Origin of the sequence: Pseudomonas flexibilis (assembly GCF_000806415.1) — a bacterium.
Lineage (GTDB): Bacteria > Pseudomonadota > Gammaproteobacteria > Pseudomonadales > Pseudomonadaceae > Serpens > Serpens flexibilis.
In genome coordinates this window covers 812,380-837,687 of record NZ_JTAK01000002.1, presented here as the reverse complement: position 1 = coordinate 837,687, position 25,308 = coordinate 812,380, and the positions used below count along the sequence as shown (strand labels likewise).

At 67.2% G+C, this 25,308-nt stretch carries 27 protein-coding genes; 9 read left to right on the top strand and 18 right to left on the bottom strand.

What is annotated here, in order from left to right:
* Nucleotides 1–35: 35 nt before the first annotated feature.
* Nucleotides 36–311 carry a GNAT family N-acetyltransferase gene (locus PT85_RS07670; RefSeq protein WP_027589749.1) on the bottom strand — a complete coding sequence of 92 codons (276 nt, stop codon included), beginning with the start codon at nt 309–311 and terminating at the stop codon, nt 36–38.
* A gap of 363 nt (nt 312–674) precedes the next feature.
* Between PT85_RS07670 and PT85_RS07665 the strand changes: the two genes are divergently transcribed.
* Nucleotides 675–926: an Lpp/OprI family alanine-zipper lipoprotein gene (locus tag PT85_RS07665; RefSeq protein ID WP_027589748.1), complete on the top strand. Its 252-nt coding sequence runs from the start codon at nt 675–677 to the stop codon at nt 924–926.
* Between the two features lie 67 nt (nt 927–993).
* Here PT85_RS07665 and PT85_RS07660 read toward each other — a convergent pair whose 3' ends face one another.
* The 3 genes from PT85_RS07660 to PT85_RS07650 all read right to left on the bottom strand — a co-directional run bounded on the left by PT85_RS07660 (nt 994) and on the right by PT85_RS07650 (nt 3,061).
* A complete protein-coding gene (locus tag PT85_RS07660; protein ID WP_051587355.1) occupies nt 994–1,968 on the bottom strand; it encodes a L,D-transpeptidase family protein in 975 nt (324 codons plus the stop codon).
* A 146-nt stretch (nt 1,969–2,114) separates the two neighbouring features.
* Nucleotides 2,115–2,399, bottom strand: coding sequence for a hypothetical protein (locus PT85_RS07655; protein WP_027589747.1), 285 nt, complete (start codon nt 2,397–2,399; stop codon nt 2,115–2,117).
* Nucleotides 2,400–2,455: 56 nt separating this feature from the next.
* On the bottom strand, nt 2,456–3,061 hold the full coding sequence (locus tag PT85_RS07650; RefSeq protein ID WP_039606400.1) for an arylesterase: 606 nt from the start codon (nt 3,059–3,061) through the stop codon (nt 2,456–2,458).
* Nucleotides 3,062–3,071: 10 nt separating this feature from the next.
* Here PT85_RS07650 and PT85_RS07645 point away from each other — a divergent pair, with 10 nt between their 5' ends.
* The 3 genes from PT85_RS07645 to greB are packed head-to-tail and all read left to right on the top strand — an operon-like array spanning nt 3,072 to nt 6,783.
* Nucleotides 3,072–3,755 (top strand): ABC transporter ATP-binding protein, encoded by a 684-nt coding sequence (locus PT85_RS07645; RefSeq protein WP_027589745.1) that lies wholly within the window; start codon nt 3,072–3,074, stop codon nt 3,753–3,755.
* Nucleotides 3,755–6,262, top strand: a complete 2,508-nt coding sequence (locus PT85_RS07640) for an ABC transporter permease (protein ID WP_039606327.1) — start codon at nt 3,755–3,757, stop codon at nt 6,260–6,262. Before PT85_RS07645 ends, PT85_RS07640 begins: the two co-directional genes overlap by 1 nt.
* Nucleotides 6,263–6,276: 14 nt before the next feature.
* Nucleotides 6,277–6,783 carry a transcription elongation factor GreB gene (greB, locus tag PT85_RS07635; RefSeq protein WP_027589743.1) on the top strand — a complete coding sequence of 169 codons (507 nt, stop codon included), beginning with the start codon at nt 6,277–6,279 and terminating at the stop codon, nt 6,781–6,783.
* Between the two features lie 14 nt (nt 6,784–6,797).
* Here greB and PT85_RS07630 read toward each other — a convergent pair whose 3' ends face one another.
* Nucleotides 6,798–7,085 (bottom strand): hypothetical protein, encoded by a 288-nt coding sequence (locus PT85_RS07630; RefSeq protein WP_027589742.1) that lies wholly within the window; start codon nt 7,083–7,085, stop codon nt 6,798–6,800.
* A 172-nt stretch (nt 7,086–7,257) separates the two neighbouring features.
* Here PT85_RS07630 and thpR point away from each other — a divergent pair, with 172 nt between their 5' ends.
* From thpR to PT85_RS07610, 4 genes are all read left to right on the top strand, one after another.
* A complete protein-coding gene (gene thpR, locus PT85_RS07625) occupies nt 7,258–7,794 on the top strand; it encodes an RNA 2',3'-cyclic phosphodiesterase (RefSeq protein ID WP_052237634.1) in 537 nt (178 codons plus the stop codon).
* 113 nt (nt 7,795–7,907) lie between these two features.
* Nucleotides 7,908–8,207, top strand: a complete 300-nt coding sequence (locus PT85_RS07620; RefSeq protein ID WP_039606326.1) for a lipase secretion chaperone — start codon at nt 7,908–7,910, stop codon at nt 8,205–8,207.
* Between the two features lie 31 nt (nt 8,208–8,238).
* Complete coding sequence (locus PT85_RS07615) at nt 8,239–9,060, top strand: TatD family hydrolase (protein WP_039606325.1); 822 nt, start codon at nt 8,239–8,241, stop codon at nt 9,058–9,060.
* Between the two features lie 78 nt (nt 9,061–9,138).
* The gene (locus tag PT85_RS07610; RefSeq protein WP_039606324.1) at nt 9,139–10,614 is read left to right on the top strand and encodes a methyl-accepting chemotaxis protein; all 1,476 of its coding nucleotides are present in this window, start codon (nt 9,139–9,141) and stop codon (nt 10,612–10,614) included.
* Between the two features lie 45 nt (nt 10,615–10,659).
* Here the strand turns inward: PT85_RS07610 and PT85_RS07605 are convergent, their stop codons facing one another.
* The 6 genes from PT85_RS07605 to selD form a co-directional block, all read right to left on the bottom strand.
* Nucleotides 10,660–11,451, bottom strand: coding sequence for an acyl-CoA thioesterase (locus PT85_RS07605; RefSeq protein ID WP_039606323.1), 792 nt, complete (start codon nt 11,449–11,451; stop codon nt 10,660–10,662).
* A 60-nt stretch (nt 11,452–11,511) separates the two neighbouring features.
* On the bottom strand, nt 11,512–13,461 hold the full coding sequence (locus tag PT85_RS07600; protein ID WP_039606322.1) for a transglutaminase TgpA family protein: 1,950 nt from the start codon (nt 13,459–13,461) through the stop codon (nt 11,512–11,514).
* Between the two features lie 5 nt (nt 13,462–13,466).
* On the bottom strand, nt 13,467–14,408 hold the full coding sequence (locus tag PT85_RS07595; RefSeq protein WP_074467477.1) for a DUF58 domain-containing protein: 942 nt from the start codon (nt 14,406–14,408) through the stop codon (nt 13,467–13,469).
* Nucleotides 14,408–15,313, bottom strand: a complete 906-nt coding sequence (locus PT85_RS07590) for an AAA family ATPase (protein ID WP_039606320.1) — start codon at nt 15,311–15,313, stop codon at nt 14,408–14,410. Before PT85_RS07590 ends, PT85_RS07595 begins: the two co-directional genes overlap by 1 nt.
* A 130-nt stretch (nt 15,314–15,443) precedes the next feature.
* Nucleotides 15,444–16,544 (bottom strand): tRNA 2-selenouridine(34) synthase MnmH, encoded by a 1,101-nt coding sequence (gene mnmH / locus PT85_RS07585; protein ID WP_039606319.1) that lies wholly within the window; start codon nt 16,542–16,544, stop codon nt 15,444–15,446.
* On the bottom strand, nt 16,544–17,578 hold the full coding sequence (selD, locus tag PT85_RS07580) for a selenide, water dikinase SelD (protein ID WP_039561807.1): 1,035 nt from the start codon (nt 17,576–17,578) through the stop codon (nt 16,544–16,546). The genes mnmH and selD overlap by 1 nt, the downstream gene beginning before the upstream one ends.
* Before the next feature lie 133 nt (nt 17,579–17,711).
* On the opposite strand from selD, the gene PT85_RS07575 reads away from it, so the two are divergent.
* On the top strand, nt 17,712–18,695 hold the full coding sequence (locus tag PT85_RS07575; protein WP_039606318.1) for a patatin-like phospholipase family protein: 984 nt from the start codon (nt 17,712–17,714) through the stop codon (nt 18,693–18,695).
* A 9-nt stretch (nt 18,696–18,704) separates the two neighbouring features.
* On the opposite strand, the gene PT85_RS07570 is transcribed toward PT85_RS07575, so the two are convergent.
* The 7 genes from PT85_RS07570 to PT85_RS07540 all read right to left on the bottom strand — a co-directional run bounded on the left by PT85_RS07570 (nt 18,705) and on the right by PT85_RS07540 (nt 25,241).
* A complete protein-coding gene (locus PT85_RS07570) occupies nt 18,705–19,775 on the bottom strand; it encodes an AI-2E family transporter (protein ID WP_027589731.1) in 1,071 nt (356 codons plus the stop codon).
* A gap of 66 nt (nt 19,776–19,841) precedes the next feature.
* Complete coding sequence (locus PT85_RS07565; protein WP_039606317.1) at nt 19,842–20,645, bottom strand: DUF4892 domain-containing protein; 804 nt, start codon at nt 20,643–20,645, stop codon at nt 19,842–19,844.
* 7 nt (nt 20,646–20,652) lie between these two features.
* On the bottom strand, nt 20,653–21,315 hold the full coding sequence (locus PT85_RS07560; RefSeq protein WP_027589729.1) for a glutathione S-transferase family protein: 663 nt from the start codon (nt 21,313–21,315) through the stop codon (nt 20,653–20,655).
* A 52-nt stretch (nt 21,316–21,367) separates the two neighbouring features.
* Entirely contained in the window at nt 21,368–22,231 is an 864-nt protein-coding gene (locus PT85_RS07555) for an alpha/beta fold hydrolase (protein ID WP_039606316.1), read from the bottom strand.
* On the bottom strand, nt 22,228–23,022 hold the full coding sequence (locus PT85_RS07550; protein WP_039606398.1) for an alpha/beta fold hydrolase: 795 nt from the start codon (nt 23,020–23,022) through the stop codon (nt 22,228–22,230). Before PT85_RS07550 ends, PT85_RS07555 begins: the two co-directional genes overlap by 4 nt.
* 106 nt (nt 23,023–23,128) lie before the next feature.
* Nucleotides 23,129–23,569, bottom strand: coding sequence for a hotdog fold thioesterase (locus tag PT85_RS07545; protein ID WP_027589726.1), 441 nt, complete (start codon nt 23,567–23,569; stop codon nt 23,129–23,131).
* Complete coding sequence (locus PT85_RS07540) at nt 23,514–25,241, bottom strand: AMP-binding protein (RefSeq protein WP_407681077.1); 1,728 nt, start codon at nt 25,239–25,241, stop codon at nt 23,514–23,516. Before PT85_RS07540 ends, PT85_RS07545 begins: the two co-directional genes overlap by 56 nt.
* Nucleotides 25,242–25,308: the final 67 nt, after the last annotated feature.

Sequence of the window (25,308 nt, the reverse complement as noted above, 5' to 3'; positions counted from 1 at the left end):
CGCCGCAAAAGAAAGCCGGGCATGCCCGGCTTTCTTCATTTCGCGGCCTGCCGCTGGCGGCGCTCCATGTAGCGCTCCACGTAGGAACAGGAAGGAATCACCGAATAGCCCATGCGTTCGGCATACTGCAGCGCGTGCTCGGTGAGTGCCGCCGCGATGCCCCTGCCGCGCAGGTCGTTGGGGACGAAGGTGCGATAGATATCCCAGGTCTGCTGGCCCAGATCCATGTAGGCCAGATAGGCGCGGTGGCCATCCACGGTCATCTCGAACTGATGACCCGCCGGATCGTGATGGATGGAAGCCTCGTTCATGTGTTCTCCCGCACGGCATCTGGCGCAAGGTCCGCCCTCCCTGCGGATACTGCCTGGCGCGTCATTTGACCACTTGCCATCCCGGCAATGACCGACACTCTACACCCGCCAGGGATTTCCACCTAGTGCGCCAGCGTGGGTCTGGCGTCGTGGTCTGACTGGAACTTTTGCCGTGCGAGCGGATCAGATGGCCGCTTAATTGCAAGTCTCCGCTCGCGTCGTTAAACGTCACGCGTCGGAAACTGTCTTTAATTTGCATGCTGTCCGTTCAGTGTCTAGAAATGTGATTGGCAGCATGTAGGCCGCTGGTTTCCCGTTGCGGGAAATAGCCGATACAGTAAAGCCCACCATAAGGGGAATCCAATGAACAACACTCTGAAACTTTCTGCTATCGCCTTGGCCGCCGTTCTGGCCGCTGGTTGCAGCAGCACCAGCAGCGATACCGAAGCCCGCATGACCGCCACCGAAGACTCCGCCGCTCGCGCCCAGGCACGCGCGGACGAAGCCTATCGCAAAGCGGACGAAGCCCTCGCCGCCGCACAGCGTGCCCAGCAGACCGCAGACGAAGCCAACGAGCGAGCGCTGCGCATGCTGGATCGTGCCAGCCGCAAATAAGGGACACATCCCTTGAGAAAGCCGATCCGCAACCGGATCGGCTTTTTTGTTTCCGCCAACTGAAGCCTCAGGGATAGACGTCGGCCACGTGCCCCTCGCCCCCCTGCTGCACGACTGCCGGATCACGCCGAGCAATTTCCACCGGCAGGCCATCCTCGGCAGCCACCACCTCGCGCAGCATTTCCCAGTCCAGTTGCTGGGAGCCAAGGTCACCGCGCGCCAACAGGGCATTGATGATGTTCGCATGCTTGTCCACCACCGAGACCTTGCCGTCGTCCTCCAGCGGGGCATGCACCTCCAGGAAGTAATGGCCACCGCCCACGCCCACCTTGTAGGGCTGGTTGATGATGCGCACCGGAGTGCCGACCGGCGCCAGCCCGGCCAGCTCCAGCACGTTGTGGTTGAGCATGCGGAAGCAGCCATGGCTGACCCGCATGCCAATGCCGAACTTTTTATTCGAGCCATGGATCAGGTAGCCCGGCAGCGCCAGGTTCATCTTAAGCGGACCCAGCGGGTTGTCCGGCCCAGGCGGAACAACGGCCGGCAACGGGTCGCCCTCGGCCGCATGCTCGTCGCGGATCGATTTGGGCGGATACCAGGCCGGATTGGGCGTCTTGGCGGTTATGCGGGTTTGTGCAACCGGCGATGACCACCCCTCGCGCCCGATACCCAGCGGGTAGGTGTAAACCACGTCACGCCCTTTCGGGTAGTAGTACAGACGGTACTCGGCGAGGTTGATGACAATGCCTTCACGAGGGCCGGGGGGCAGGATGTAGCGCGTCGGCAGGATCACTTCGGTGCCCTCGCCCGGCAACCAGGGGTCCACCCCCGGATTGGCCGCGACCAGTTCCAGATAACCGAGGTCGTTGGCCTCGGCGATCGCGGCAAAGGTGTCTTCGTAGCGGCTTTGAATCATGCGCACCTGACCGACCACATCCTCGCCGGGCGGAGGCAATGGCAGCTCGAGCGCCTGAGCGGCTCCCGTGGCGCCGAGAACGAGCAGAACGGCGCGGCGCAGCGAAGCAAGAAGCGGGACAAACATCCGAGAGGAACCCTTGGCTGACTGAACATGCAGAGCAAAACGAGGCCCACTGAGCCGACGACTTGAGACTGCGCTAGGGAGCAAACGTTCAGCGACAACGGCGGGATGACGGAAAAACCAGACCAGTGGCTACCCCTGAAGCGCGCTCACCACGCCAGGGCAGGGTCGGGCCGCTTCCCCTGGCGATGCGCCTTGAGCGTAGCCAGACATTGCGGACAGAGCAGCCGGTCACTTAGCAGATCCTGCTCGACCGAACGGAAGTGCGGGCGGGCCGGCAGCAGATTGCCACAGAGCGTGCGGTCACCCCGGCCGGCCAGCTCCAGCTGCCGTGCAACCAGATGCACACGCACCTCGCGACAGGCGAAGAGGTCGAGCTGCTCGTCTGGCTCGATCAACTGATAGGCGTACAGGGACCAGGCGTGACGCGGCATGGCAGGCTCCGGGAAGGGGGCGCCACCTTAGCCGAAAGGCGAAAGGCGGGAAAGCCTCACAACAAGGGCTCGAGAACCGGCCAGAGGTTGTCCAGCAGCCGCTCCTGCGCTGCAGCGCTGGGATGAATGCCATCGGCCTGCATCATGCCATCCACGCCACCCACGCCTTCCAGGAAGAACGGCACCCAGGGCAACTGCCACTGCCTGGCCAGTTCGGAAAAGACCTGCTCGAACGAACGGGTGTAACGGACGCCATAATTGGGCGGCAGACGCATGCCCAGCAGGATCACCTCGGCACCTGCGTCCCGGCTGCGCGCGATCATCGCATCGAGATTCTGCTTCAACTGGTCAGGCGGCAGGCCGCGCAGGCCATCGTTGCCACCCAGTTCGAGGACCACCCAGTCAGGGCGATGCTCTTCGAGCAGCCGGGGCAGGCGGGCCAGCCCGCCGGCGCTGGTATCCCCGCTGATGGAAGCATTGACCACCCGGTAAGGCTGCCCCTTCGCCGCCAGGCGCTGCTCCAGCAGGGCAACCCAGCCTTGGCTGGTATCCAGTCCCAGAGCGGCGCTGATACTATCGCCGACCACCAGCAGCGTACCGGCCAGGGCGGACTGCCCCCACAGCAGGCACGCCAGGCCACCCGCCAGAATCCACGCACGCATCGGAACCCCCATGATCAACAGCATTCTCAGCGCCCGGAACCTTAGCAAAGTGGTACCTGGCACGGAAGGCGCGCTGACCATCCTGCATCCCCTGTCCCTGGAACTGTCGGCGGGCGACAGCCTGGCCATCGTCGGCAGCTCGGGCTCCGGCAAATCCACCCTGCTCGGCCTGCTGGCCGGACTTGATCGCCCCAGCAGCGGCGAAGTCGTGCTGGCCGGCAACGCCCTGGAAACCCTCGACGAGGACCAGCGCGCGCGGGTGCGCGCCGAGCACGTGGGCTTCGTGTTCCAGTCCTTCCAGTTGCTCGACAGCCTGAACGCGCTGGAGAACGTCATGCTGCCGCTGGAACTGGAAGGCCGCGCCGATGCCCGTCAGCGAGCCACCGAACTGCTGGAGCGGGTCGGCCTGGGCCAGCGCCTGCGTCATTACCCACGGCAGCTGTCCGGCGGCGAGCAGCAGCGGGTCGCCATTGCCCGCGCCTTCGCCGCCGAGCCCGGCCTGCTGTTCGCCGACGAACCCACCGGCAATCTGGACAGCCGCACCGGCGAGCGCATCAGCGACCTGCTGTTCGACCTCAACCAGGAGCGGGGGACCACGCTGGTGCTGGTCACCCATGACCAGCGCCTGGCCCACCGCTGCCGCCGGCAGATCCGCCTGGAAGGCGGTCGACTGATCGAGCAGGAAGAGCCCTGATGGCCCGTCACATCCCCTTCGTTCGCCTGCTGGCCCTGGCGACCCGCCAGTTGCTGCGCGACCTGCGTGCCGGCGAGCTGCGCGTGCTGTTCGGCGCCGTGCTGATCGCCGTGGCGGCCAGCACCGCCATCGGCTACTTCGGCGCGCGCCTGAACGGCGCCATGCTGCTGCGCGCCAGCGAGTTCCTCGGCGCCGACCTGGTGCTCAGCGGGAGCGCGCCGGCCAGCGCCGAGCAGCTTGCCCCGGGACATGCCCTCGGCCTGGGCCATGCCCGGGTGGTGGAGTTTTCCAGCGTCATCGCCACGGACCTGGGCATCCAGCTGGCCAGCGTCAAGGCGGCCGATGATGCCTATCCGCTGCGCGGCGAGCTGCGCAGCGCCGCCGAGCCCTATGGAGTCGAAAGCGCCGGCGCCGGACCCCGCCCCGGCGAAGCCTGGGCCGAGGCCCGTTTGTTCGCCGCACTGGAGCTGGCGGTAGGCGACAGCATCGACGTCGGCGAGAAAAGCCTGCGTCTGACCCGCGTGCTGACCCACGAACCGGACCGCGCCGGTGACTTCTACAGCCTGACGCCACGCGTGCTGATGCACCTGGACGACCTGGACGCCACTGGCGTGGTGCAGCCCGGTAGTCGGGTGCGTTACCGGGAGCTGTGGAGCGGCCCGACGGCAACTCTGGATGCCTACCGGCAGGACGTGGAAGGACGACTGCAGGCCAGCCAGCGCCTGCAGGACGTACGCGACGAGAACCGGCAGATCGGTGGCGCCCTGGCGCGCGCCGAGCAATACCTGAACCTGGCCAGCCTGGCCGCCATCCTGCTGGCCGGGGTGGCCGTGGCGCTGTCGGCCAACCGCTTCGCCGTGCGCCGCTTCGACGCGAGCGCGCTGCTCCGCTGCCTCGGCCTTTCACGGCGCGAAGCCCTCGGCCTGTATGCGCTGCAGCTGCTGATGCTGGGGGTTGCCGCCAGCGCGGTGGGCGTACTGCTGGGATGGCTGGCGCAGCTTGGACTGTTCCGTCTGCTGGCCGGACTGTTGCCGGCGGACATCCCGCCCGGCGGCCTGCTGCCGGCGTTGGCCGGTGCCGCCACCGGCCTGCTGGCCCTGGCCGGCTTCGCCCTGCCCCCGCTGGCGGCGCTGGGCCGCGTGCCGCCGCTGCGCGTGCTGCGCAGCGATGTGCAACCGCTGCCGCCCGGCGCCTGGCTGGTCTATGGCTCGGCATTGCTGGCGCTGGGCGTGATCATGTGGCGCCTGAGTCTCGACCTGACGCTGACCCTGGCCCTTCTGGCTGGCGGCCTGGTGGCTGCCTTGCTGCTCGGCGGCCTGCTGCTGGCGGCGCTGACCGGCCTGCGCCGCCTGCTGCGCGATGCCGCACTGCCCTGGCGCCTCGGGTTGGGGCAGTTGCTGCGCCACCCGCTGGCGGCGGTGGGCCAGGCGCTGGCCTTCGGACTGATCCTGTTGGCCATGGCGCTGGTGGCGCTGCTGCGCAGCGAGCTGCTGGACACCTGGCAAGCCCAGCTGCCGGAAAATGCGCCCAACCATTTCGCGCTGAACATCCTGCCGGATGAACGCCAGTCCTTCGCCGAACACCTCGAATCCCTGCAGGCGATCGCCGCTCCGCTATACCCAGTGCTGCCCGGTCGCCTGGTGGCGATCAACGACCAGCCGGTGCGCGACATCGTCAGCAAGGACTCACAGGGCGAACGCGCGATCCGCCGCGATCTGAGCCTGACCTGGGCCGCCGAACTGCCTGACGACAACCAGGTGCTGTCCGGTGCCTGGTGGCCACAGCAGGAGGACACCGACCTGCCGGGCGTCTCGGTGGAGAGCGAGCTGGCCGAGAGCCTGAAAGTGAAGCTGGGCGACCGCCTGCGCTTCAGCATCGCCGGCAGCGAGCACGAGGCGCGGGTCACCAGCCTGCGCCAGGTGAACTGGGACAGCTTCCGGCCGAACTTCTACATGATTTTCGAGCCCGGCTCCCTGCAGGATCTGCCGGTGACCTACCTGACCAGTTTCCACCTGCCGGCCGGACAGGAGCGCGAGCTGGTGGTGCTGGCCCGCGCCTTCCCCTCCGTAACCCTGCTGCAGGTGGACGCCCTGCTCGCGCAACTGCGCAGCATCCTGGAACAGGTCACCCTGGCGGTGGAATACGTATTGCTGTTCGTTCTGGCCGCCGGCATGGTGGTACTGGCGGCCGGCCTGCAGGCCACGCTGGATGAGCGCATTCGACAGGGCGCCCTGCTGCGCGCCATTGGCGCCTCGCGGCGCCTGCTGGTCCGCGCCCGGCGCAGCGAGTTCGCCTTGCTCGGCGCGGCCAGCGGTCTGCTCGCCGCGCTGGGCTGCGAACTGTCCAGCGCCCTGCTCTATCGTTTTGTCTTCGATCTGGACTGGCAGCCGCACCTGTGGCTGCTGTCGCTGCCACTGCTGGGCGCCCTGCTGGTTGGCACGGCCGGCGTGCTGGGTACCCGCCGCGCCCTCAATGCCAGCCCTCTGCAGGTGCTGCGCGAAGGTTGAGTCAGGAAGAAAGCATGAGTCGTTATCGCCCCCCGCGTACCGCCGGTACACCGCTGATCACCCCCGAAGGCGAAGCTCGTCTGCGCGCCGAATTGCATGAACTCTGGAACGTGCGCCGCCCACAGGTCACCCAGGCAGTGAGCGAGGCCGCCGCGCTGGGCGACCGCTCGGAGAACGCCGAGTACATCTACGGCAAGAAGATGCTGCGCGAGATCGACAGCCGTGTGCGCTTCCTGCGCAAGCGCCTGGAGAACCTGAAGGTGGTGCGCGAACGCCCGGCCGACCCGAACAAGGTCTATTTCGGCGCCTGGGTCACCCTGGAGGACGAGGACGGCGAGACGGCGCGCTACCGCATCGTCGGACCGGACGAACTGGACCTCAAGCAGAACCTGATCAGCATCGATTCGCCGCTGGCCCGCGCACTGGTGGGCAAGAGCCTTGACGCCGAGGTGCGCGTGTCCACGCCCACCGGCATCAAGACCTGGTACCTGGTGGAGATCGACTACCCCAAGGACAGCTGAACGCCACCGGGATCTCAGCGTCGGAGGATCAAGCCCTTGCGCGCCACCCGTATCAGTTGGCCGATGCAGTCGAGACCGGAGGCCTCCATCACCGCCAGGTCAATGCTGTCGGTCGCCAGGCTGGCCAGCGCGCTGCCTTCCTCGGCAAAACGGATCTGCAGCGGGCCACGCCGCCCCCGCAGGGCATCCAGACGTCGGATCAGATCGACCTGACGCTGGCCACCCAGCAGGATCTGCGGGTCGCGGCCGGCCAGGCCGCGGGCAACAGGAGCGGTACGCAGGGTAAAAAGGGAGGAATTCATGGTGAAACGCTTCCGCCTCGCGAGAACCACTGGACAGCGGTGGGAGGCATCACCGGAACCAGCGCTTTAGCGGTATTTTTCTCAAGCGCCCCGCAAGTAGCTGACTAAATCGGCGCAGGGGCGAAATGCTAGAAAGACCCACCAGACCTGTCAACCACCGACGACTGCCCGGATGACCAACGATCGCCTACGCCTGTTCTTCGCCCTGCCCTGCCCTGAGCCCGTGACCGAAGCGCTGAGCGCTTGGTGCACTGCGAACTTCCCCAGCGGGCGACCGCTTCACCCTGCCGATCTGCACGTGACGCTGGCGTTTCTCGGCAATCAGCCGGTGGAGTCCCTGCCGGCCCTGACCACGCTGGCAGTTGCACTGCCACTGCCCGCCTTTGAGCTGGAGCTGGCCCGTACGGAGCGCTGGTCCGACCTGCTGGTGCTGGTCACGCGCCAGGCGCCGCCTGCCCTGCTGGAATTCCAGGCCGAACTGTCGAACCGCCTGCAGGCGGCCGGCATTGCCCATGAACAGCGGCCCTACCGGCCGCATCTGACCCTGGTACGCCGGCTGGACGAGACAGCAGCACCGGCGTCCGCTCCCCAGGTTTCCTGGCAGGTGAGCGAATGGGGGTTGTACCAGAGCATCGAGCGCCAGCCACGTTACCAGCGACTGGCCCGCTGGCCTGCTGTGTCGGGCCGTAACAGTTTCTCTCCCGATTGAGCGGCTGAGCGCGCGCGATCCCTGAATCCAGAGGCATTGGCACTCAGGCACGATTCCTGCCTCGACAACCCACCGCGAGGCAGGACGCCTCGCTCCGAGTCATCGAGTCGCCGATGAAGAAGCTGCTTCTGGCCCTGGGCCTGGTCCTGATGTTCGCGTTCGGCGGGCTGCATCTGTTGCCCAACGAAACCACTGCGCAACAGCTGCGTCCGCTGAACGCGGAAGAGACTCGCGCCTGGGAACGCCGCCTGCGGGCCTACAACCGGGCCAAGGCGCGCATCCAGCTCAATGAGCGCCTTGACAGCAACGCCCGGCAGCAGGCCATCGAGCAACTGCAGATCGACTACTTCGACGACGTCGAGCGGACCCGCTTGCGGCAACGGGATAGGCAACAGCATGTTCCTGATTTATAAGGACCTCTCATCGCCCCCCTGCGGAACCGTCATGCTCATCGATATCGGAGTGAACCTCACCCATCCCAGCCTCGTCGCGGACCTGAACGGTGTGCTGGAGCGCGCCCGCCAGGCGGGCGTCGAACAACTGGTGGTCACCGGCACCAGCCTGGCCGAAAGCGAGCAGGCCCTGCACCTGTGCGAAGAGCACGACCCCGAGGGCGGACGCCTGTTCTGCACGGCCGGCGTGCATCCCCATGATGCCAGCCATTGGCAAGACGGCCACCGCCGCCAGTTGCAGGCGCTGCTGCGCCAGCCACGGGTGCGCGCCGTGGGCGAATGCGGCCTGGACTTCAACCGCGACTTCTCGCCCCGCCCGGTGCAGGAGAACGTGTTCGCCGCCCAGCTGGAGCTGGCGGCCGAGCTGAAGATGCCGGTGTTTGTCCACGAGCGCGAGGCTGATCAACGCCTGCTGGCCATCCTCAAGGAGTTCCGTGATCACCTGCCCGCCGCGGTGGTGCATTGCTTCACGGGCGAGCGCCGCGCGCTGTATGCCTATCTGGACCTCGACCTGCACATCGGCATCACCGGCTGGATCTGCGATGAGCGCCGCGGTACGCACCTACAGGCGCTGGTACGCGACATTCCCGCCGGCCGACTGATGCTGGAAAGCGACGCGCCCTACCTGCTGCCACGCACTCTGCGGCCGAAACCCAAGCACGGGCACAACGAGCCGGCCTTCCTGGGCGAGGTGCTCGCCCAGGTGGCACGCAACCGGGGCGAAAGCCCCGAGGCCCTGGCCGCGCATACCAGCGCCTGCGCCCGCGCCTTCTTCGGCCTGCCCGAACCCGCCGCAGATGGCCGGGTTTCTTGATTATTCTCATGCCGGCTGGCATATGGCCGATATAGTGTTGCCTGCGTCACATTCCTATAACGATAAAAAGACCATCCCATGGGACTCCACCTTCGCGATCTTTCTCTTAAATACAAATTCTGGGCGCTGAACGCCGTCTCCTTCGCCATAACCCTGCTGCTGGTGTTGTTCGCCATGCATCAGGAGCAGGATGCGCGGGGGACGGCGGCGCGCCAGCAGGCCCAGGCCCAGGCCGAGCTGCTGGCCCGCTGGCCGGCGGGCACGGCTCTGCCGGCCAGCGACCGGGTGCTGGTGTATGCGCCGGACGGACAGCCGCGGCGCAATGGCGCCCCGCTGCCGCTGTCGCGGCAGAGCGGCTGGACGGCGCTGGAGCACGATCTCTTCGATCGCCAGCCGCTGATCGGCGCACACGTGGTCGAGCTGGCTGACGGCCGCCGAGCCGCCGTGCTGGCAGTAGGCGCCGGTCTGGGTGAGGTGTTCTTCGAACGGGCCAGCAGTTACGCGCTGGCGGTGCTGGTGCTGATGCTGATGCTGCTGGCCAGCTCGCAACTGCTGATCCGCTTCCTGCTCACCCACCTGAACACCCTGCGCGGGGTGATGCTGCATGTCGAGCGCAGTGGCGATCTTTCCGCCCGTGTCCCCCTGGACAGCCGTGACGAGGTCGGCGAGATGGCCAGCGCCTTCAATGCCATGCAGGCCGGCTACCAGCGCATCGTCGGCGTGGTGGCGCAAAGCGCCGCGCAGCTGGACGAAGGCGCCACGCGCCTGGCGACCGCCATGGGCCAGGTACAGCAGGGCATGGTCGGCCAGCAGAGCGAAACCGATCAGACCGCCACGGCGATCAACGAGATGTCGGTGACCGTGCACCACATTGCCCAGCACGCCGCCGACACCCGTGACCAGTCACTGGCGGCGGACCGGCTGGCCAGCACCGGCCAGTCGGTGGTGGCGCGCGTGGAGCAGTCCATCGCCGGACTCTCCGACGGCATCCAGGAAACCGCGCAAATGGTCGAACGACTGGCCCAGGACAGCGAGAAGATCAGTGGCGTGGTCAACGTGATTCACGGCATCGCCGAACAGACCAACCTGCTGGCGCTCAACGCCGCCATCGAGGCGGCGCGCGCCGGCGAGCAGGGGCGCGGTTTTGCGGTGGTGGCCGATGAGGTGCGCAACCTGGCCCGCCGGGTGCAGGACTCCACGGACGAGATCACCGCGATGGTTGGCAGCCTGCAGGGCGGCACCCGGGACGCAGTGGAGTTCATGCGGGAAAGCTCGTTGCGCGCCGATGACTGCGTGCAGCTGGCCCGCGAAGCCGAGCAGGCGCTGGCGGAGATCGCCCAGGCTGTCGAACAGATGCGCGACAGCAACATGCAAATCGCCACCGCCGCCCAGCAGCAGAGCCAGGTGGCGGAGGAAATGACCCGTTCGGTGATCGGTATCCGCGACTTCTCGGAGAAAACCGTGCTGCAGACCCGCGATTCGACCACCACCAGCACCGAGCTGGCCAACCTGGCCAGCGAGCTGAACCGGGCCATCGGCAAGCTGAAGCTGTAACCCTTCCTCGCGCGAAAGTGACTGGGCGAGCCCAGGCGCTTTCGCTTAGTCGAAGACCACCACGGTCTGACGACTGATGGCCGCCAGCTCGCCGCCGGCTGTCCACAGGTTGGCGGCCACATGCCCATAGCCGTCGCGGGCATGTTCGATGCGCGCCTGATAGAGGAAGTATTCGCCGACGTCCGCCACCGGCAGCGGCTGCACGAATTCGATGGTCCAGGTCAGCGAACTGCCCGGCGCCGGGCGCGACAGGTGACTCAGCAGCGCCGGTGGCCACGCATCCACGAGCGCCAGCAAGGCCGCCTCGTCCACCGGCTGGTGTGGTGATTCACCGCGCAGGCGTACCCAGCCGCCCATCTCCCGGGCCGGCGTGGCGGAGAACGGCAGGCCACCCTGCCCCCAGTTCATTTCCAGATGACGGGTGAACTCCGGCGTGATGCCCGGAAGGTAGGGGAAACTCTGACACTCGTCAGGCGCTTTCAGCGCTGGCGCCGGCTCGGCGTCCACCGCCACGACAGACGGGCGCCCGGCGCCGAAGCTGGCCTGCACCAGGGTCACCACTTCGCCGTTCTGCAGCGCCCGGCCCAGCAACTGGCTGACGGCGCGCCCCTCGCGCAGCACCTCCACCTCGAGGTGTACCGGTGCTTCGCACTGCATCGGCGCCACGAAAGTCATCGCCAGCGAACGCACCGGGCGATCGGCCGGCGCACGCTCGCGCAAGGCCTTGTAGACCAGCGCGGCGGCCAGGCCGCCGAACACGGAGCGGCCCTGTCCCCAGTGCGCGGGGATGCGAATGGCGCTATCCGACGGAATTTGCATCAATTCAAAGAAATTCATCACTGACTCCATTGCGGGTAAGGCGCAGCTTAGCCAGCGCGACGGCGCAGCAGAAGCCACTCAGCGCAGGCAACGCCGCAGCCGGGTGAGGGCTGCTCGCAGCGCATGCCCCGACTGCGACTGATCGGCATAGCGGGCCTGTTCGTACAGCCGGGCGAAGGCGAGGATCGGTTCACGCTGCGCCGCCAGGGCTTGTGCGGACCGTTCGGCAAAGTCCCGGGGGCCTTCCCCGATAGCGCGGCGCAGGCCGTGCCGGGCCAGCAACGCCTCGAAGCGGGCATACTGCCGCGACAGCGGGTCCGCACGTCGCCGCCAGGGAGCAATCAGCCAGACCGTCAGCAGCAGGAGCGGCGCACCCAGCAGCAGAAGCAAGGCCCCGACCAAGGCCCGCCCGTCGAGAATGCCAAACCACTCCTTCAGCACGCGCCATTGCTGATCGGCCTGATAGCCCAGCACCCAGCGCTGCCAGCCGTAGTTGATGCGCTCCCAGCCCAGGCGCAAACCGTTCAGCCAGCTGATATCCCGATAGCGCAGCAGGTTAAGCGGCGCATCGGCGAGGAAACTTTGCTCCTCGTCGACGGCCTGCTCCAGGCCCTGCTCGATACGCTCGGGGGCCACCGCAAAGGTCGGATCGACACGCTGCCAGCCCAGCTCCGGCAGCCAGTATTCCACCCAGGCATGGGCATCGAACTGGCGCACCGTGAGGTAATTGCCGCTCGGGTTGTATTCCCCGCCCTGGTACCCCACCACCAGGCGCGCGGGAATTCCGGCGGCACGCAGCACGAAGGTCATGGCGCCGGCATAGTGCAGGCAGAAGCCCTTGCGGCTGGCAAACAGGAAGTCATCAATGATGTGCACGCCCACCGGCGGCGGGCGCAGGCTGTAGACGTAGGGCTGCTCGCGGAAATGGCTGAGCATGGCCTGTACCAGTGCCTGAGGCTGGTCGTGATCCGCACGCAACTGCCTGGCCCAGAGCCGCGCCTGCGGGTTGCCCGCGTCGGGCAGCTGCAAGGCCCGCTGCAGGGTGGCCGCAGGCGCAGTTAATTCGCGCACCGCAGCCGGCCATGAGGTGACCGGGTAAAGCAACGGCTGATCCACCGGCCGCCAGTGTTCCAGCCGGAAGTCGGCCCCCTGGCGTACGCGCGGCAGCTCGGTTTGCGCGACATCCAGGCCATACAGCCAGGTGCGATTACTGGGCTCCATCACCACGCTGTAGCGCAGCGGCTCGCCCTGTGCTTGCCACTGGGGCGCGCTCGGCCAGGCAGGTGCGGCGTCCTGGCTCCATTCGCGACCGTCGAAGCGCTCCAGGGTCAGCGCCCGCCAGTACAGTTCAGTACGCGGAGGTGCCGCCCCGTCGAAGCCGACCCGAAAGGCCAGCGCGCTGGACTGGCTCAGTTCGACAATGTCGCCCGGCGCCATGCGGTCGGACAGGCCGCTGACACCCTGCTGCTTCACCTGGGGCAATGACCACAGCGGTCCCAGACGCGGGAACAGCACGAACAGCACCAGCAGCAGCGGCAATGCCTGCAGCAGCAGCGTGCCGGCCAGGCGCAGGGTCCGGACGGGTCGCCGGGCCAGCTCGCTTTCTTGCAGGCCGATCAGCGCTGCCAGCAGCGCGACGAAGGGCACCAGACTGTACAGGGTGGCCAGCAGACCGGAATCGAACAGGAAGCCGGTCACCAGCACGAAGAACCCCAGGAAAACCACCACCAGCGCATCGCGCCGCCGGTGCATTTCCAGCACCTTGAGGATGAATGCGGCAACCAGCAGCGCGGCGGCCGCGTTCAGATCGAAGCCCGAGCTGGACAGTGCCAGCCCCAGCAGCACGGCCAGCAGCAGCAAGCCCTTGAGCCACGACGGCGGCAAGGGCACGCGCATGCGGTACACCTGGACCCGCCACGCGGCACAGCCCAGCCAGAGCAGCACCAACCAAGCCGGCAGGTACGCCACGAACGGCAGAATGACCAGCAACTGCGCGGTCAGCAGCCAGCTCAGTGCGTGACGCGGCATATGGCTCACGAGGCTTCCCCCAGGCCGTGCAATGCCAGCGCGCGCAAGCAGGCCTCGCGATGGGCTGCGCCGATTGCCGGTCCCAGGCGCTTGCCCGCCACGCGTAATTCGAAGGGCCGTCCCTCGGAGCACAATTCCAGCACCGCCTGGCACAAGCGCGACAGGCGTTCCTCCAGCGGGCCAGGCAGGCTGTCCAGGTCCAGCAGCCAGTCGCCGCCGGCCCACGCGGCAAACTCCTTCACGCGCAGCCCCTGCCCGCGCGAGAAGGCCTTCCAGTCCAGCCGACGTGCGCCATCGGCGGGCTGGTGCTGGCGCAGGCCGCGAAAGTCGTCCACCCCCTCGCCCGCCGGCTGGCCATCGCCGTCGCCACCGCCGGCACGACTACGCATCGGCGACCCGCTGGTCGGCTGCGGATACACCAGCGCCTGCTGCTGCAGGTCCACCCCGCTCCAGGCTACCCACAAACCCAATGGGAAACGGCTTTCCACACGCAGGCGCGGCGCCACCAGCCAGCCTCGGCGTAGCGCCGGCAGCAGCAGTTCGACGCGGGCCTCGCCCGTCTCAGGAATATCAACCAGGACGCGTTCCATACCGGGCCAGCCCAGCGCGATGGCGGAACGGGCACTGTCGGCCCCGAGGAATATCTGAAAGCAGGCGGCCTGGCCGACGAAGGTGGACTCCGCGGGCCCCGCGCGCAGCTCTACGCCGAGCAACGTGCGCCAGGTATGCAGCAGCGACACCAGCGCCAGCGATACCAACAGGAAGGTCAGCGCATAGGCCGGACTGTTCTGGTAGTTGACCGCCACCAGCAACATGGGCACCACTGCAGCCGCGAGCGCCCATCCCGCGCGGGTGGGCAGTATGAACACCTGGCGCGGCGCCAGGCGAACATGCCGGGCCGCCGGGAGCCGCCGCGTCAGCCAGCGCTCCCCCCGCAGTGCAGGCATCACAGCACCGGCACTTCGTCCAGCAGCCGGCGCACCTGCGCATCCCCGCTGTTGCTGTCATGGCCCAGTCGATGCCCGGCCACGGCCGGCAGCACCGCCTGGACATCCTCGGGAATCAGGTATTCGCGCCCGGCCAGCCAGGCCCAGGCCCGCGCCGCGGCCAGCAGCGCCAGGGTGGCGCGCGGTGACAGGCCGCTGCCAAAGACATCGGACTGGCGGGTCGCGGTGGCCAGGCGCAGCACATAGTCCACCACGGCGGTGCTGGCATGCACGGCGCTGACCGCCTGCTGCGCCTCGGCCAGCTCACCGGGTTCGAGCAGCGGCTGGATATGCGCCAGCAGCGCGCGACGTGTCGTGCCCAGCAGCAGATCCCGCTCGGCGGCCAGCGCTGGATACCCCAGCGACAGGCGCATCAGGAAACGGTCCAGCTGCGATTCCGGCAGCGCGAAGGTGCCACCCTGGTTGCTGGGATTCTGGGTGGCAATGACGAAGAAAGGCGACGGCAGCGCATGGGTGGTGCCCTCATGGGTCACCTGTCCTTCTTCCATCGCCTCCAGCAGCGCACTCTGGCTTTTCGGCGTGGCGCGATTGATTTCATCGGCCAGCACCAGCTCGGCGAATATCGGCCCCGGATGGAAAGTGAAGCGGCCGCTGCGCGGGTCGAACACCGAAGTGCCGAGAATGTCGCCCGGCAGCAGGTCCGCAGTGAACTGGATACGCTGGAAGCCCAGCCCCAGCACACGCGCCAGGGTATGGCTGAGGGTGGTCTTGCCCATGCCGGGCAGGTCTTCGATCAGCAGATGTCCCCGGGCCAGCAGGCAGGCCATGGCCAGACGCACCTGCGCTTCCTTGCCCAGCACCACCTCGTTTACTGCCGCCAGGCAGCGTTCCAGTTTCGTGCGCATGCAGCCTCCTTGATGAGCGGTCGATGCTACTGACCACTCCAAGGCGGGCAAGGCCGCGCGCGGCGATTCTGTGAACTGGCCGGACGCCTGGCCGTGCAGCGTGCACATTCTGCACGCCGCGGCGCAAACGCTAGCGGCAGGTCAGCCGCGCCAGGTAGCCGATGACCTCTTCGCGATTGCCGGTAAAGATCACCCGCTCGCGCTTCTTCTCCTGCTGGAAGGCGTACATGGGGTCGTAGTACTCGCGCAGCAGGCCTTCGATCCAGGCGCGGTGCAGGTCCACCGCGCCGCTTCTGGCCTGCTCCGCCAGCGCCTCGTCCATCAGCGCCACCAGGCGCTGGGCACGCTCGCCGCCAAGGCGGCGCTGGATATTCGACAGGCTCTGGCGCAGCCGCTCGGCGAACACGGGGAAGCCCTGCTCGGCGCCGTGCAGGGCGACGAACTCGGCCAGCAGGTCGATGACGTAGTCCTTGAGAATGCGTTCGACACGGTTCTCGAAGCTGTCCTCCAGCCAGACCAGCGGATATTCCTGCATGCCCCGGCACAGGGACAGCGGCAGCGAGCAGCTGCCCACCATGCGCCCCTCGTCTTCCAGGACGAAATGCTCGAAGCCGGCAGCGCGCTTCTTGAGGATGTCGATGGCCAGCCGGTTGTCGAAGTCGATCTGCCCCGGCTGTGGCGTGGCGTGGCGGCCGAAGCTGGAACCGCGATGATTGGCGTGGCCTTCCAGATCCAGCGCGCTGGGCAGTTGCGCCAGGACTTCGGTCTTGCCGATGCCGGTGTAGCCACCGAGCACCACGAAGCGGCACTGGGCCATGGCTTGCTCGGTGGTATCGATCAGGAAGGTGCGCATGGCCTTGTAGCCACCCACCACGCGCGGATAGTCGATGCCCGCCTCGCTCTTCAGCCACTGCTGGACGATCTGCGAACGCAGGCCGCCGCGGAAGCAGTACAGATAGCCCTCGGGATTGGCGCGGGCGAAGGCCGCCCAGGCCGCAATGCGTTGCTCCTTCACCGCCCCCGACACCAGGCGATGCCCCAGCTCGATGGCAGCCTCTTGCCCACGCTGCTTGTAGCAGGTACCAACCTTTTCGCGCTCCGCGTCCTCCATCAACGGCCGATTGATGGCCTGCGGAAAGGCGCCCTTGCGAAACTCGATGGGCGCCCGCACGTCCATCAGTGGCCGGTCGTTGAGGAAAAGGTCGCGGTAGTTACTGCTGTTTTCTCGCATCAGATCACCTGGACAGAATACTGCTGTCGCTCCGTCAGCTCGCCGATGGGCGAAAGACTCATGCCCAGCTCGGCCGCCACGGAGAGGAACTCCGCCTCGCCTTCCGGGGCCACGGCCACCAGCAGGCCACCCGAGGTCTGCGGGTCGCACAGCAGCAGCTTGTGCAGCTCCTCCAGGGGGGCGGCCCGCTGGCCATAGCTGTCGAAGTTGCGATGGGTGCCGCCGGGCACGCAGCCCTGTTCGAGGTAGTGCTCCACCGCCGGCAGGCGCGGCACCCGGTCGAACGCCACCCGGGCCGACAGGCCGCTGCCGTCGGCCATTTCCAGCAGATGGCCGAGCAGGCCGAAGCCGGTTACGTCGGTCATCGCCTGCACCCCTTCCAGCCGGCCAAAGCGGCTGCCGGCGCGGTTCAGGGTGCACATCAGATCGCGCGCCACGCCGACATCCTCGGCACGCAGGGCGGCCTTCTTTTCCGCCGTGGTGTAGATGCCGATGCCCAGCGGCTTGGTCAGGTACAGGCGCGCGCCGGCGCTGGCCGTGTCGTTGCGCTTGAGGTGGCGCTTGTCGACCAGGCCGGTGACGGCCAGGCCGAAGATCGGCTCCGGCGCGTCGATGGAATGTCCGCCCGCCAGCGGGATGCCGGCCGCCTCGCAGGCAGCGCGCCCGCCCGCCACCACCTCACGGGCCACTTCCGGCGCCAGCACGTTCACCGGCCAGCCGAGGATGGCGATGGCCATCAGCGGGTCGCCGCCCATGGCATAGATGTCGCTGATGGCGTTGGTCGCGGCGATGCGGCCGAAATCGAACGGGTCGTCGACGATGGGCATGAAGAAGTCGGTGGTGGAGACCACCCCGCGTTCGCCGTCGATACCATACACGGCGGCATCGTCACGGGAGGCGTTGCCGACCCACAGGGCCGGATCGAGGTTCTGCGCACCGCTGCCGGCCAGGATCACATCGAGCACCTTCGGGGAAATCTTGCAACCGCAGCCGGCACCGTGGCTGTACTGGGTCAAGCGAATGGTCTCGGGCATGGCGTCTCCGGGCGAGATTCAGATCGGGGCGGGGATTCTAGCGCTCTGTGGGCCCCTCTGTCCGCGCCTACGTCGGGCTTGGCGACGACAGAGGCGCCGCGCTATCGTCCCCCCTTTTGCACGAGGGAACGATATGGGCAAGCGGGTGGCACTGGTGCTGGGCTCGGGCGGGGCACGCGGCTACGCCCATATTGGCGTCATCGAGGAGCTGGAACGGCGCGGCTACGAGATCACCTGCATCGCCGGTTGCTCGATGGGCGCGGTGGTGGGCGGCATCTACGCCGCCGGCAAGCTGCCGGAATACCGCGCCTGGATCGAAAGCCTCGACTACCTGGACGTGCTGCGTCTGGTGGACGTGAGTTTCTCGCTGGGCATGATGCGCGGCGAGAAGGTCTTCGGGCGCATTCGCGAAATCCTCGGCGAGGTGAACATCGAGGACCTGGCGATCCCGTTCACGGCGGTGGCCACCGACCTCACCAACCAGCAGGAGATCTGGTTCCAGGAAGGCGATCTGCACCAGGCCATGCGCGCCTCCGCGGCGATTCCCAGCATCTTCACCCCGGTCCTGCAGGACCAGCGCACCCTGGTGGATGGCGGCCTGCTCAACCCCCTGCCCATCGTGCCGGTGGTCTCCAGCCATAGCGACCTGATCGTGGCGGTCAACCTCAACGCCGCCGGGCATCGCCATTACCGCCTGCCGGAGATCGAGCGTCCGCCCGCGATGCGCAACCGCTTCGAAGGCATGCTCCACCGCCTGCCCTTCATGCGCACCGGCAATGGCAACGGCCATGCGACCAGCGTCCCCGAGGAGGCCGATCCGGAAGCCCAGCAACCGATCGCCGCGCCGCTCAAACCAGGCTCGCCGCGTTCGGCCAGCGGCACGCGCGTGGTGGACCAGGTCGGTCCGGCGTCGCTGCTGGAACTGGTCAACCAGAGCTTCGAGGCCATGCAGACCTCGCTGGCCCAGTACAAGATCGCCGGCTATCCGCCGGACATCCTGATCAACGTGCCGCGCAAGGTCTGTCGCTTCTTCGACTTCCACCGCGCCCAGGAACTCATCGCACTGGGCCGGCAGATCGCCAGCGACACCCTGGACAATTACGAAGACACGGCCTGACCGTGAGACCTACAGCACCGGCCCGCCCGTCTCGGCGGCTTTCTGCTCCTCCGCCTTGCCGACCCAGTCATTGAGCAGGCTGTAGGCCACCGCCAGCAGGGTGGGCCCGAGGAACAGGCCCATGAAGCCGAAGGCCAGGATGCCGCCGAACACGCCGAGCAGCACCACCACCAGCGGCAGATTGCCGCCCCGGCTGATCAGGTAGGGCTTGAGCACGTTGTCCACGCCGCTGATCACGAAGGTGCCCCACACGGCCAGGAAAATCGCCATGCCATACGCCTCCTGGCCCACCAGCCATACGGTGGCGGGAATCCACACCAGCGGCGGCCCCATGGGAATCAGGCTGAGCACGAAGGTCAGCAGGGCCAGCGGCAGTACGCCGGGCACCCCGGCAATGGCAAGGCCGATGCCGGCCAGCGCGGCTTGCGCCGCCGCGGTCCCGATGACGCCGTTGACCACCCGCTGGATGGTGGCGGCCACCAGCTCCAGATAGTGGTCCGCGCGCCGACCGATCAGGCGTTCCAGCACGCTGTGCACGAAGGCCGACAGGCGGGGGCCGTCGCGGTAGAAGAAGAACACCAGCACCAGGCTCAGCGCCAGTTCGATCATGCCGCCGGCAATCTGCGCGCTGCGCCCCAGCAGCCAGTTGCCCAGGAAGCCCAGGTGCGGGCGCAGGGCATCGAACAGCGCCGTGCCCTGCTCGTCGAGCTCGCGCCAGGTGTCACGCAGCCAGTCGCCAATCAGCGGAATCTCGACCAGCCAGGCTGGCGCCGGCGGCAGGCCGGCGTCCTGCAGGTCATGGATCAGCGCATTCAGATCACGCAGATGATCCGCCATGTTCAGCCCCAGCAGGACCAGCGGCACCGCCACCAGCAGCATCCAGCCGGCGGTCAGCACGGCAGCGGCCACCGTCTGGCGCCCCGACAGCCAGCGGGTCAGCAAGCGCATCAGCGGCCAGGACGCGAAGGCCAGCACCGCTGCCCAGAACAGGGCGGACACGAAGGGCGCCAGCACCCACAGGCTGGCGCCCAGCAGGCTCAACAGCAGAATCTGAATCAGCAGGCGGTCATTGCTCATCATCGGAGGTCAGCCGCTCCCGGCGGCACAAGGTGATCAGGGCTCGCGGGGCCCGGGTACGCAGGATCATCAGCGCAGCAGTTCGATACGCAGTCCGTCGCCACCATTCGCCGCCAGCTCCAGGCGACCGGCACGCACATTACGCGCCACCAGGGCGTCGCGCCAGGCCGCCGCCTGGGGGCCGGCCAGACTGACACGCAGGGTGCTGTCGAGGTTCAGGGCCCGCACAAGCACACTGACCCACTCCGGGTCCGGCTCCCCTGACAGGTCGCGCAGCGCCAGCGAGCCGTGCTCGCGCAGCTGCCGCAGCAGCGTGGCGGCGCTGGGCAGCACCCTGCCCAGTGGGGCGTCGGCGTCCAGGCGCTCGGCGTGCAGGTAGGCGCGGCGGTTGCCGCGGGTGATCATGTACAGCGCCAGCAGGCTGTCGGCACGGGGCTCATCCAGACGCAGCAGCATGTAGCCCTGCTGGTTGTCCGGGCCGTACAGGCGGGCGTTGCCGAAGATGCTGTTGGCCCACAGGCTGCTGGAGCCGCAGTCACGCCCTTCGCACCAGTAGAGCAGTTGCGCGCCCTGCTCGAGCAGCGCCAGACGGGCCTGGGCGAATGCCTCGCCCAGATGACGCTCATCCGGCAGTTCCCAGGTGAGTGCAGTGAGCCGCCCCCGGGTTTCGATGGACTGGTCGATACGCAGACGTCCGCTGATGCGGCTGATCGATGCCTGCGGATAGACGCGCTGAACGCCCTCGCTTTCGCGTGCCTCACTCAACTGCGCTTGCTGCGGCACCGGCAACTCGGGCAACCGCACCTCCTCGGCGTAAGTAACCGGCAGGGCGATGAGATTCAGGAACAGGGAACCGATCAGGAACTGACGCATCTGCACCTCACCGGACCAGGATCGACTGGGCGGCTTTCACCTGTTCGGCCTCGGCCTTGGTGCTGGGCGGCACCTGCAGCCCGCGTTGCACTGCAGGCCGGGCCTCCAGCGCGGTCATCCAGCGCTGCAGATGCTCCAGACCGTCCACGCTCACCCCCGCCCAGTCATGGATACGCACCCACGGGAAGGTGGCGATGTCGGCGATGCTGTAGTCGCCGGCCAGGTACTCCACTTGGCCAAGGCGGCTATCGAGCACCTCGTACAGCCGACGGGTTTCGTTCTGGTAGCGCTCGATGGCGGCGGGAATCTTTTCCGGGAAGTAGCGATAGAAGACGTTGGCCTGACCCTGCATGGGGCCGACACCGCCCATCTGGAACATCAGCCACTGGATCACCGTGGAGCGGCCCTTGAAATCGCTTGGCATCAGGCGCCCGGTCTTCTCGGCCAGGTAGATCAGAATGGCACCGGATTCGAACACGGCGAAATGGTCATTGTCGCGATCGACAATGGCGGGAATGCGTCCGTTGGGGTTGATCTTCAGATACTCGGGCGCCTTCTGCTCCCGGTTGGCGAAACTGAGCGCATGCACCTCGTAGGGCAGGCCCAGCTCCTCGAGGGCGATGGACACCTTGAAGCCGTTGGGGGTATCGGCCGTATACAGATCAATCATGGCTGCTCTCCACTCACAGTGGCTTGCAGCCTCGCCAGTTGGCCGGCGCAAGTCAAGGCACGGCAAAGGCTCGATTGAAACAGTCTGCGACGGCCTGTGCGCCCGCCTCGTCATCCAGATGCAGGTGATGGCCCCCGGGCAGGCGATGCACAGTGATCGGCAGCAGGGTGAGCCACGTCATCAGCAGCTGTTCACTCGCCAGCATGCCCTGCTCAGCCACCACCAGATCGACCGGACAGCGCAGCGCTTCGACAAAGGCCCGGGCATGCGCGCGGGTCAGGCGCAGCGGGCTGGGCAGGGTCAACCGCGCATCGGTGCGCCAGGTGTAACCGCCCGGCACCGGCATCAGCCCGCGGACGGCCAGCAGTTCCGCCGCCTCGCGGGAAACATCTCCCACCCCTTTCATGCGCGCCTCGACGGCCTGCTCGAGGGTGGCATACACCGGCTTGCGCTTGGTGCGCAGGTCCAGCTGCGCCTGCAGGGCCTCGCCAAGCTTCTGCGGCGCCTGCTCGGCCTCGCCGACATAGGGCACCAGGCCGTCGATCAGCGCCAGCCGCTCGACCCGATCGGGCATCGACGAGGCCAGCATCATGGAAATGATGCCGCCCAGGGAATGGCCGAGCAGCGAGAAGCGCTGCCAGCCCAGCTCTTCGGCTACCAGCAGCACGTCCATGACGTAGTCCCACAACTGGTAGCCAGCGCCGGCGCCCCGGTGAGCAGAGTGGCCGTGACCGGCGAAGTCCAGCGCGACGATGCGCAGCCCCTCCAGCTTCGGCGCAAGCCGGGCGAACGTGGCGGCGTTGTCCAGCCAGCCGTGCAGGGCCAGTACCGGCTGGCCATCCTCGGGGCCGTACAGGTGCGCAGCCAGTTCGACGTGGGGCAGGTTGAGACGGATTTCTTCGACCCGGGCGGTCATGGGGCTTGCTCCTCCCAGCGATGCAACAGGCCGCGCAGCAATTCGGCGGTGTGTTGCGGGCGTTCCAGCGGAAACATGTGGCTACCCGGCACCGAAAGGCACTCGCCACGCGGCATTCGCCGGGCCAGGCGTACATGATGGGGCAGCACGGTGCGGCTGTCGCGCCCGCGCACCATGGCCAGGGGGACGGCCAGGCGCTGCGGCCTGCCTGGAACCCGGTGCGGCACGCTGCGGTAGATGTCGATTTCGGTAGCCGGATCGAACCTCAGGCGCAGTCCATCCTCGGCCGGCGCCAGGCCATGGCGGACATAATCGTCCAGACAGTCGGGGTCGAAACGGCGAAACAGCGCCTTGCCGGCGAAATACGCGCGGGCTTGCGCGTGGTCGGCGAAACGGTCGCGACGGCCCAGGCTACGGCCGGCCGGGGTGAGCCGGTCGATGAAACCGAAGCGTTTGGCGGCGCGGATGGCCAGCCGGTCGACCACCGTCAGCAGCGGCGAATCCAACATCACCACGCCCCGGTACAGTTCCGGTCGACGCAGGGCCGCATGGAAATGCAGGATGCCGCCCAACGAATGACCAACACCCCAGACCGGCCCGTCGAGGCGCTCCAGCGACTCGATCAGCTCGACGACCAGATTGCCCCAGTTGTCATCCACCGGAAAACGCGGGTCATGGCCGTGCTGTGCCAGGCGATGGATACGGTAGTCGGGCTCCAGCCCGGCAAAGAGCTTGCGGTAGGTTTCCGACGGAAATCCGTTGGCGTGGGCGAAGAACAGGACACGGGACATCGGCGGGTCTGGCGGCGTGAAAAACAGGCCGGGATTGTTGCTTTCCCGCAGGCCACCGGCAACGGCCGGAAGCGCCGCACAGGACGGCACTCCGGCCAAGCCAACATCAGGTCGGTGGCTGCGCGACGTGGGGGACCACCGCCACGGTCAGCCGCGCGATACAGCTGGGCTTGCCGTCCTCTCCGTGCAGGCGGATATCCCAGACGTGGGTGGTGCGTCCCAGGTGCACCGGCCGGGCCACGGCGGTGACCCGACCGCTGCGCAGCGCCCGCAGGTGGTTGGCGTTGACCTCCAGTCCCACGCAATAGTGGGTCTGTGGGTCGAGGCACAGGTAGCTGGCCATCGAGCCCAGGGTCTCGGCGAGCACCACCGAGGCGCCGCCGTGCAGCAGGCCATAGGGCTGATGGGTTCGTCGGTCGACTACCATGCTGGCGGTCAGCGTGTCGTCATCGAATGCCTCGAAGCGGATGTCGAGCAGCTCGCCAATGGTGTCAGCCAGCTGGGCTGTGAGCCGCTCGAGATCCGGAGTCTGTCGCCAGATCGCCATGCCCGTTCTCCTTGCCGTCATGCCAGAGCACCGCCCGTGCGTGCTCGCCCCATGCCTCGAAACAGTGGCCGTAATGGCGCTCCACCACGGCCCGGCGGATCTTCAGCGTCGGGGTGAGAAAGCCGTTCTCCACCGCCCACAGGTCGCCGATGATCACCAGTCCCTTGAGCTGTTCATGCTTGTCGAGCCCGGCGTTGACGTCACCCAGCAGCCGATGGAGATGCCCTTCCAGGTGCTCGCGCGCCTGCGCCTTGCCGGTTTCCGACAGCACGCAGAGGGCCATTGGCCTGGGCAGCCCGTCGCCGACGACACAGACCAGCTCGATCTGCTCGTGTTCCGCCAGGCGGTTCTCGATGGGCGCCGGCGCCACGTACTTGCCCTTGCTGGTCTTGAAGATTTCCTTGATGCGCCCGGTCAAGCGTAGGAATCCGCTGCCGTCCAGCTCGCCCTTGTCGCCCGTGCGCAGGAAGCCGTCCTCGGTCAGGGTATCGGCGGTCATCAATGGCTCCTTGTAGTAGCCCTGCATGACCGCCTGGCTGCGCACCTGCACTTCGCCCTCGGTGCTAATACGTACCTCCACGCCCGGATTGCTGCGCCCGATCCAGCCTGGCTTGCGTTCACCCGGGCGGCCGACGTGCGAGTAGCCGCAGTTCTCGGTCATCCCGTAGACCTCGTTGATCTCCAGGCCGAGCCGCCGGTACCAATCCAGCAGCGACTCGGGCACCGGCGCACCACCGGAAAAGGCATAGCGCACGGCATCCAGGCCCAGGCCGGCGAGCACCTTGCGCCGCAGCAGGCCGCCGAGAACGGGCAGCTTCATGAGGACATCCAGCCGGCGCGGCGACATGCGCGCGAATACGCCGTGCTGGAACTTGGTCCAGATGCGTGGCACGGCGAAAAACAGGGTGGGCCGGGCACGGCGGATATCGTGAATGAAGGTATCCAGGCTCTCGGCGAAATACACCGTCTGCCCCCCGTAGAACGACACCACCTCGACGAAGATACGCTCGGCCACGTGGCACAGCGGCAGGTAGGAAAGGCCCCGGTCCCCCTCCTGCACACCGAACAGCGCGACCGCTTGCCTGCCGGTGAAGCCGAAGTTGCCAAAGCTGTGCATCACGCCCTTGGGTACGCCGGTGGTGCCGGAGGTGTAGATGATGGTGGCCAGCCGACAGGCCTGGGGAGCCGGGTTGTCGGTGATCGGCGTGCAGGCCTGCAGGTCGCTCCACAAATGATCGAAGCGGCCCGTGGGCCGCAGCGGCAAGCCGACGGTGCGTACCCCCTCGGGGACGCCAGGGGCCATGGCCGGCCAGTCGTCCAGCTTGCCGATGAACGCTACAGCGCTTTCCGAGTGCTCGAGGATCTGGCGTACCGACTCGGCGGTGAGGTTGGGATAGAGCGGCACGGAAACGTGTCCGGCCATCCAGATTGCCAGGTCGGCGACAATCCAGTGCGCGCAGTTCTTGGAAATGATTGCGATGCGACTGCCCGGTGCCAGCTCCAGCTGCCGCAGCCAGGCTGCCGCGCGGCGGGCCTGCTCGCCCACTTGCCCCCAGGTCAGCTCTTCCACCTGTCCGCCTGCCTGGGGCTGGATCAGGTAGCGCCGATCGGGGTGTCGTTTCTCGCGCCAATAGAATTGCTCTAGCGGCAGCAACGGTTGCGTGATGGCCACCGGCGTCCCTCCATTTTCTTGTTGTTGTTTTTTAGACTACCAAGCACTTGCTTGGTTAATGTTTCAC